This is a genomic window from Pseudomonas sp. BS-2016 (genome assembly GCF_001806145.1).
GTDB lineage: Bacteria > Pseudomonadota > Gammaproteobacteria > Pseudomonadales > Pseudomonadaceae > Aquipseudomonas > Aquipseudomonas lundensis.
In genome coordinates, this window is the sequence record NZ_MLCT01000180.1 from 1 (window position 1) to 3,045 (window position 3,045).

At 59.5% G+C, this 3,045-nt stretch carries 3 protein-coding genes and 1 pseudogene; 2 read left to right on the top strand and 2 right to left on the bottom strand.

What is annotated here, in order from left to right; genetic code table 11:
- A pseudogene (locus BKD70_RS23530) lies at positions 1 to 513 on the bottom strand (porphobilinogen synthase); the annotation flags it as partial.
- Positions 514 to 721: 208 nt separating this feature from the next.
- On the opposite strand from BKD70_RS23530, the gene BKD70_RS23535 reads away from it, so the two are divergent.
- Positions 722 to 1,357: a DedA family protein gene (locus tag BKD70_RS23535; protein ID WP_034129029.1), complete on the top strand. Its 636-nt coding sequence runs from the start codon at positions 722 to 724 to the stop codon at positions 1,355 to 1,357.
- Here the strand turns inward: BKD70_RS23535 and BKD70_RS23540 are convergent.
- A complete protein-coding gene (locus BKD70_RS23540; protein ID WP_070415500.1) occupies positions 1,338 to 2,573 on the bottom strand; it encodes a sterol desaturase family protein in 1,236 nt (411 codons plus the stop codon). The genes BKD70_RS23535 and BKD70_RS23540 overlap by 20 nt on opposite strands.
- 115 nt (positions 2,574 to 2,688) lie before the next feature.
- On the opposite strand from BKD70_RS23540, the gene elbB reads away from it, so the two are divergent.
- Positions 2,689 to 3,045 (top strand): isoprenoid biosynthesis glyoxalase ElbB (gene elbB / locus BKD70_RS23545; protein ID WP_083286091.1); only part of this gene is annotated, 357 nt, incomplete at its 3' end.

Below are 3,045 nucleotides of genomic sequence, written 5' to 3' on the forward strand. Positions count from 1 at the left end.
CACCTGGGCGCCCGCAGCCGCGTGGGACAACGCCTGCTTGACCAGTGCATCGACGGTGATGTCGTTCTGAACATAACCGTCTTCGTCAAGAATGCCATCCTGGCCGTGGGTGGTGAAAGGGTCCAGGGCCACGTCGGTGATCACGCCCAGCTCCGGGAAACGCTCGCGCAGGGCACGGGTGGCACGCTGGGCAATCCCCTGGGGGTTCCAGGCTTCGGCGGCGTCCAGGGTCTTGAGTTCGGCCGGGGTCACCGGGAACAGCGCCAGCGCCGGGATGCCCAATTCGACCCACTTCGCCGCCTCTTCAAGCAACAGGTCAATGGTCAGACGCTCCACACCCGGCATCGACGCCACCGCTTCCCGGCGATTTTCACCGTCGAGCACGAAAACCGGCAGGATCAGATCATTCGTGGTCAGTACATTTTCACGTACCAGGCGACGAGAAAAATCATCACGACGATTGCGACGCAGACGGGTGGCGGGGAACAGGCGATTGGCAGGGGTAAAGCTCACGACAGACTCCTGAGCCCGTGTTTACGGGCGAGCGTTGCAGTTATAAGCGGCCATTATGACGAATGAATGACAGTTGTGCTTATCGACACGACCTGTAGTCCCATTCGTCATTTGCGTAGGAATTGTTCACTTCGTGACACATCTCGATACTTTCATGAATCTTCGTGAAGGCGTAGGCTGCGCGTTCATTTCGCCAGCACCCTAGACCATGCTTCAACAATTTCTGCATGACTTCGGCTACTTTGCCCTCTTTCTCGGCACGTTCTTCGAAGGCGAGACCATCCTTGTACTCGCAGGCTTCCTGGCGTTCCGTGGCTACATGGATATCAACCTGGTGGTGGTCGTTGCCTTTTTTGGCAGCTACGCCGGCGACCAGCTCTGGTACTACATGGGGCGCAAGCACGGCCGCAAGTTGCTGGCGCGCAAGCCGCGCTGGCAACTGATGGGCGACAAGGCACTGGAACATATCCGCAAGCATCCGGATATCTGGGTATTGAGTTTCCGCTTCGTATACGGGTTGCGCACGGTGATGCCCGTGGCGATTGGCCTGTCCGGCTACCCACCGTTGCGCTACCTGGTTCTGAACGGTATTGGCGCGGCGATCTGGGCCGCGGCACTGGGGGCGGCAGCCTATCACTTCGGCGCAGTGCTGGAAGGAATGCTCGGCAGCGTCAAGAAATACGAGTTGTGGGTATTGGCCGCCTTGCTGGTGCTGGGCTTTGGCCTGTGGCTGCGCCGTCGCTTCAAGAATGCCCGCATCGCCCGCCAAGCCTGTGCCGAGGCCAAGGCTCGGCTGGCTAACGAGCCAGCCTCGGTCGAAACGCCTAAGACACCAACCGAGTAAGCCGGCTTCTGCAACAGTAGAGGCCGATGATGCTGAGCAGGCTGTAGCTCGCCAGGCCCAGCCAGCCCAGGTTGCTGGCGGGCCACAACCCCACCAGCGGCGCCAGCCATACCAAGGGAACATTCAGCGCCAGGCGCGCCAGCTCGGCCTTCAGCGCCCATGGGCGATTCTCCAGCGCCACGCCCAGGGTAAACAACCCCAGCGCCATCGTGCCCCAGCCAAGGACCAGCGCCGTGGAGGGCAAGCCCTCACCGAAATTCATCAGATAACTGCCAAACCCTACATAGGCCGCAAACTGCAAGGCGATGTAGACCTGTTGGCGCACATCCAGCGGCACCTCGAATTTGCGGAACTGACTCAGGTCCGGCTTGGCCATCGGGTACTTGGCCTTGACGTCCGCCGGGCGCCAGCCGGTGCGCATGAACCAGATACGCAGCTTGTCCCACCAACGCTCAGTACGCCGGGCGTCACTCCAGAGTTGCGCATAAAACTGCAGGTTGGCCCACAGCGGGTTCCAGCTGGCCAAGGGTGTGGTCACACCGAAAATCAACGGTTCGTTATCGTCTTCCTCCTGGAAGGTACCGAACAGTCGGTCCCAAATAATGAACACCCCGCCGTAGTTGCGATCCATGTAGAGAGCGTTCTGCGCATGGTGGGCCCGATGATTGGACGGTGTGACGAAAAACCATTCGAACCAGCCAAGCTTGGGAACATGGCGTGTATGGACCCAGAATTGATACAGCAGGTTGAGCGACGCCACGCTGATAAACACCACCAGTGGCACACCAACCACCGCCAGGGGCAAGTAGAAGATCCAGCTCAGCAGGAAACCGGTGCTGGTCTGGCGCAAAGCGGTGCTGAGGTTGTAGTCCTCGCTCTGGTGATGCACCGAATGCGCGGCCCACAGTATGTTGCGCTCATGACCCATGCGGTGCAGCCAGTAGTAGCAGAAGTCATAGAACACAAAGGCAAACACCCAGGTCCAGGCACTCTGGGCAGGCAATTCGAACAGCGCCAGGTGCTCGATGGCGAACGCGTAGGTCAGCAGGCCCACGCCCTTGGTGAGCAAGCCTGTGGTGGTGGACAGCACTCCGGTGCTGAGGCTGTTGATGGCATCCGCCACTCGGTAGTTGCGCACGCCACGCCAACGGTCGGCCAGCAACTCGACCACGATCAGGGCAATAAAAAACGGTACTGCGTAAGGCACAAAGTCCATGGGCTAGTCCGGTCTATTTTTGTTACATCAAGATTAGGTGCAGCGACGTGAGTTCCCATTGGCAAGAGGTTACAAATTAGTAGACATTTAACGCCATGAATCAGGAGAAATGCCCATGAGCAAAAAGATTGCAGTGATCCTTTCCGGCTGTGGCGTGTACGACGGCGCAGAGATCCATGAAAGCGTGATCACCCTGCTGCGCCTGGACCAGCGCGGCGCTCAAGTGGAATGCTTTGCACCCGACGTAGCGCAGTTGCACGTGATCAACCACCTCACGGGCGAAGAAATGCCCGAATCGCGCAACGTGCTGGTGGAATCCGCGCGCATCGCCCGAGGCGCCGTGAAGGATATTGGCCAAGCCAACGCCGCAGACTTTGACGCGCTGATCGTGCCGGGCGGTTTTGGCGCGGCCAAGAACCTGTCGAACTTTGCCGTGGAAGGCGCCGGCTGCAGCATCAACCCCCAGGTGCTG